5 protein-coding genes are annotated in these 3,728 nt (G+C 58.9%); 2 read left to right on the top strand and 3 right to left on the bottom strand.

Annotation, left to right across the window (positions count from 1 at the left end; genetic code table 11):
• Nucleotides 1-14: 14 nt before the first annotated feature.
• Nucleotides 15-893, top strand: coding sequence for an ABC transporter ATP-binding protein (locus NW857_RS09310; protein WP_414368762.1), 879 nt, complete (start codon nucleotides 15-17; stop codon nucleotides 891-893).
• Nucleotides 894-921: 28 nt separating this feature from the next.
• On the opposite strand, the gene NW857_RS09305 is transcribed toward NW857_RS09310, so the two are convergent.
• The gene (locus NW857_RS09305; RefSeq protein WP_414334791.1) at nucleotides 922-1,641 is read right to left on the bottom strand and encodes a response regulator transcription factor; all 720 of its coding nucleotides are present in this window, start codon (nucleotides 1,639-1,641) and stop codon (nucleotides 922-924) included.
• Between the two features lie 438 nt (nucleotides 1,642-2,079).
• Between NW857_RS09305 and NW857_RS09300 the strand changes: the two genes are divergently transcribed.
• Nucleotides 2,080-2,448 (top strand): hypothetical protein, encoded by a 369-nt coding sequence (locus tag NW857_RS09300; RefSeq protein WP_414337376.1) that lies wholly within the window; start codon nucleotides 2,080-2,082, stop codon nucleotides 2,446-2,448.
• Between the two features lie 442 nt (nucleotides 2,449-2,890).
• Here NW857_RS09300 and NW857_RS09295 read toward each other — a convergent pair whose 3' ends face one another.
• Both NW857_RS09295 and NW857_RS09290 read right to left on the bottom strand, forming a co-directional pair.
• A complete protein-coding gene (locus NW857_RS09295) occupies nucleotides 2,891-3,217 on the bottom strand; it encodes a hypothetical protein (RefSeq protein ID WP_414368757.1) in 327 nt (108 codons plus the stop codon).
• Between the two features lie 28 nt (nucleotides 3,218-3,245).
• On the bottom strand, nucleotides 3,246-3,728 hold a 483-nt coding region (locus NW857_RS09290; RefSeq protein ID WP_414368755.1), incomplete at its 5' end, for an FAD-dependent oxidoreductase.

Here is a 3,728-nt window from a genome sequence, read left to right as displayed (position 1 = left end):
TAACCGCTCTTTCGATGGCCCCGGCCCTGCCCCAGACCCAGCCGGCAGCAGTGGAAATGCAGGGGGTGTGGAAGCGCTTTGGGCAGCAGGTGGCCGTGCAGGACCTGAGCCTGCGGATCCCGCAGGGGGAGGTGTTTGCCCTGCTGGGGCCCAACGGCGCCGGCAAATCCACCACCATCCGCATGCTCACCAGCCTCACCCGCCCCAGCCAGGGATCCATCCGGGTGGGAGGGTATGACGTGGTGCGGGATCCCTTGGCGGTGCGGCGGCAGATTGGGGTGGTGTTGCAGCCCATCACCCTGGAGGCAGAGCTGACGGTTTGGGAAAATCTGGAGTTCCATGGGCGCATGCACCACATCCCCAACCCGGATCGGCAGCGGCGCATCGACGAGTGGCTGGAGTACGTGAAGCTGGCCGACCGCCGGCAGGACAAGGTGAAGACCCTCTCCGGCGGCATGAAGCGGCGCTTGCAAGTGGCCAGGGCGCTGTTGCACCGGCCGCAAATTTTGTTTTTGGACGAGCCGACCGTTGGGTTGGATCCCCAGGCGCGGCGGCTGTTGTGGGAGATCCTGCGGGATCTGAATCGGCAGGGGATGACCTTGCTGATTACTACCCACTACATGGAAGAGGCCGAGGAGCTGTGCGACCGCATCGGCATCATGGACGGCGGGAAGTTGATCGAGTTGGGCAGCACCGACCAGTTGCGGGCGAAGTACGGGGAAGCTCTGCTGGTGCGCTCCCGCCCTGGCCAGGAGGTGAGCTACACCTTTTTCCCCAGCCTGGCGGAAGCCCAGCGGCAGTTGGAAGCCGAACCCGACAAGACCGGCCTGATGGTGCGCCCTGCCAACTTAGAAGACATTTTTGTGCGTCTGACAGGCCGTCGCCTCGATTAGCGCGCTCTCTCCCTTTGAAAGAGGGAGGTTACGGTTTTTCCTCTCCCCATCCCTCTTTGGGAGTGGGAGGCTCGAACTTGTAGCCAACGCCGCGCACGGTGCGGATCAGTTCCGGTTGGCTGGTATCGGTTTCCAGCTTCTTGCGAATTTGGCCGATGTGGACATCGACCACCCGTTCATCTCCCTCGTGGTTAAAATCCCACACCTCTTGAATCAGCTCAGACCGTCGCCAGACCCGCCCTGGGTGTCGGGCCATGGTGTAGAGCAAGTCAAACTCCAAAGCTGTTAGGTTAATTGGGCGCCGGTCACGGGTGACTTCTCGGGTTTCCGGGTCGATTACCAAAGAGGCAAAGGTCAAGACCGGTGCGCCGGCCATTCCGGTCTTCGTTCGTTGTCGCCGTAGGATGGCCTGCACCCGTGCCAGGAGCTCCGGCAGGCTGAAGGGCTTGGTCAGGTAGTCATCTGCCCCCAACTGAAATCCTTGCAGCTTGTCGGCAGGATTCACTCGGCTGGTTAACATCAACACATACACGCCGGTCTCTTCTTGCATCTGCTGGCAAAGGTCGTAGCCGCTCACATCCGGCAAGTTCAGATCCAAAATCACCAAGCTCGGCTGAAAAGCGCGCAACTGCTGTAGGCCCTCGGCCCCCGTCATCGCCACCTCCACTGAGTAACCCTGCCGCTGCAAGTACCGCTGCAGCAGAGTGCAAATGCTGGGATCATCATCGATGATGAGGATGCGGGGCATGGCGGCTCGACACTCTCGAAGACAGCAAGAGTCAAGGGTACAGAGTGTTGGTATATCGGGATCCCTTCGGCAGCTCATGGGCGGCGATTGCGCAGATACACCATGCTCCCAGCTTGCCAGCCAAAAAGGGAAAAGAGACGCCCTAACTCGGCAGGAAAGGGCAGCAAACACAAACGACTCACTAACTACTTAAGATTATTTCAGGTCTTTGTGAATAGGGTCACATGGGGGAGTTTATCCTTGCTGAGGCCGTCTTTCTCTCCTTAACGGGGGTTTATTCAAGGATCTTGGGCATTAGGGTTGCCTAGATGGAAGGGGAAGAGGATCCGCCAGGCAGATCCTTACACCTGGAGTTAACCTAGAAGCCTTAGCACTTTGTTTTCCCATCTCGAAGGTTATGCCTTAGCGTGATATCGTAGCAGTTCATCCTGGAGACCTATGTACAATCCCGATGAAGTTTTCCGCAAAGATGTCCAGTTGGCCCTCTTCACCTGGGGGATCCTGGAGCTGGCTTGTTTTGTCATCATCCCCTTCACCGGAGCCTATGCGTTCTCGCAAGTGGCAGATTGGCTGTGGCCCTCTTTGGTTCTGGGGCCGGTAGGTGCAGTGGTGGTGGCCTTTTGCTCGAAGCTAACGGTAGCTGCCAACAACCTCCGAGATCCGAAACAGAAAAAAGCGCAGCGGCAAATAGCCCAGGTGATTAGTTTTTTCGGCTTCCTGGGCTTGTCCCTGCCTCTAATCTTGGCCGGATGGGTGTTTGGTCGAGAGATTTTGACAACTGACTGGCAAAACAAGTTTACCAATTGAGTGGGGGTAATGAGTAGGGGTTGACATGCTCCCGTCACCGATCCCAGGCGGTACAGTGCCGGCTTCCCAACATCTCTGTTGAGCTTTTCCGGTCATTCCCAAAGATAGATTTCGCTACCGGTCTGGAGTTTCCCCCCGACAGACCGACTGCGCAGAGTGTTTCTCTTTCCCAGTTGTCCTGCAGTACTTCCCAACTCTCCCAATAACACCACATCCGAATAGCAGTGCAGTAAAGCCTTGCAAGACAAGGTTTATTTGTCTAGCTCATCCATCGCTGGCAGCATAGGGAATCGCCAGACGAGGGGAGCCCCTGTATCCCGATGCTCACCTTTCAGCTAGGGCGCGGGACTTAGAGCTCCCCGAGCCCCTCAAAAGTTAAATTGCTCTAGCGCTTAGCATTGTCCATACTGTTGGGGGTGAGGGCCGGTGCGGAGCGCTTGGGTCAGCGGGCGTTGTCCCGCCGGCCCAGCTCGTAGAGGCCACCGCCAACACAGGCAATGAGGCCCCAGGAGACGGCCCAGCTTTTGCCCAACGAGATCTCGGTGAAAGCCACCACCACCGCTGCTGCCAACAGGAAAGGGATGACGCTGAGCAGAGAGGCCAGAGCCCCACTGGGATCCCAGGACAACTGCTTTTCCCAACCCTCCTGCAGGCGGCGGTGCAGCGGCGACAACCCCCACATCAACCCCAGGCTCCAGAGGGCTATGGCCGCCCACAACGAAGGGCGGATCGCCTCCAGTCCCCCCAGTTCAACCCCGATAGCCTCCATGGCCAGCTCCCAACCCTGCCTTTCTAGGCTAGCGGGATTGGGCCCAGTCGGTGGCAGTAATGGTGGTGCCGGGAAATTGAATGGGATTGCCCAAGCTCTGGATCTGGGCTTGGAGAGCGGGCAACAACCGCAAGTCCAGCAGCGGCTCCCGCAGGATCTCCGCCGGGATCAGATCCCGCTCCAGGGCAAAGTGGGCCGTATGACCCGCTGCCGTGCCAATGGCCCATTCCACAGGATGCACCCGGTAAGAGGCGCTGGCAATGCGGCTGGTGGCGATGTTCTTGCTGCCAGCTAGAAGATTGTCAATGCGCTGGGGGATCAGGGCCCGCAGCGGGATCTGGTAGGGGTAGGTAGGGGCTTGGGCATCTTGGTTGTGGCTGGGGGGCAGCGAAAAATCCGGCAGCAGGCACTCGTGAAAATCAATAGGGTACTGCCCCACCCCCACCGAATCGTAGAAGATGAAGGGACGCCCGCGATTGAGCTGCGATTCCCGCGTGGTGATATCCGACTC

Origin of the sequence: Synechococcus sp. H55.9, assembly GCF_047462355.1 — a bacterium.
In the GTDB taxonomy this organism is placed as follows: domain Bacteria; phylum Cyanobacteriota; class Cyanobacteriia; order Thermostichales; family Thermostichaceae; genus Thermostichus.
Note: the sequence above shows the minus strand (reverse complement) of the source record. Positions and strands in the feature narration are given on the sequence as shown.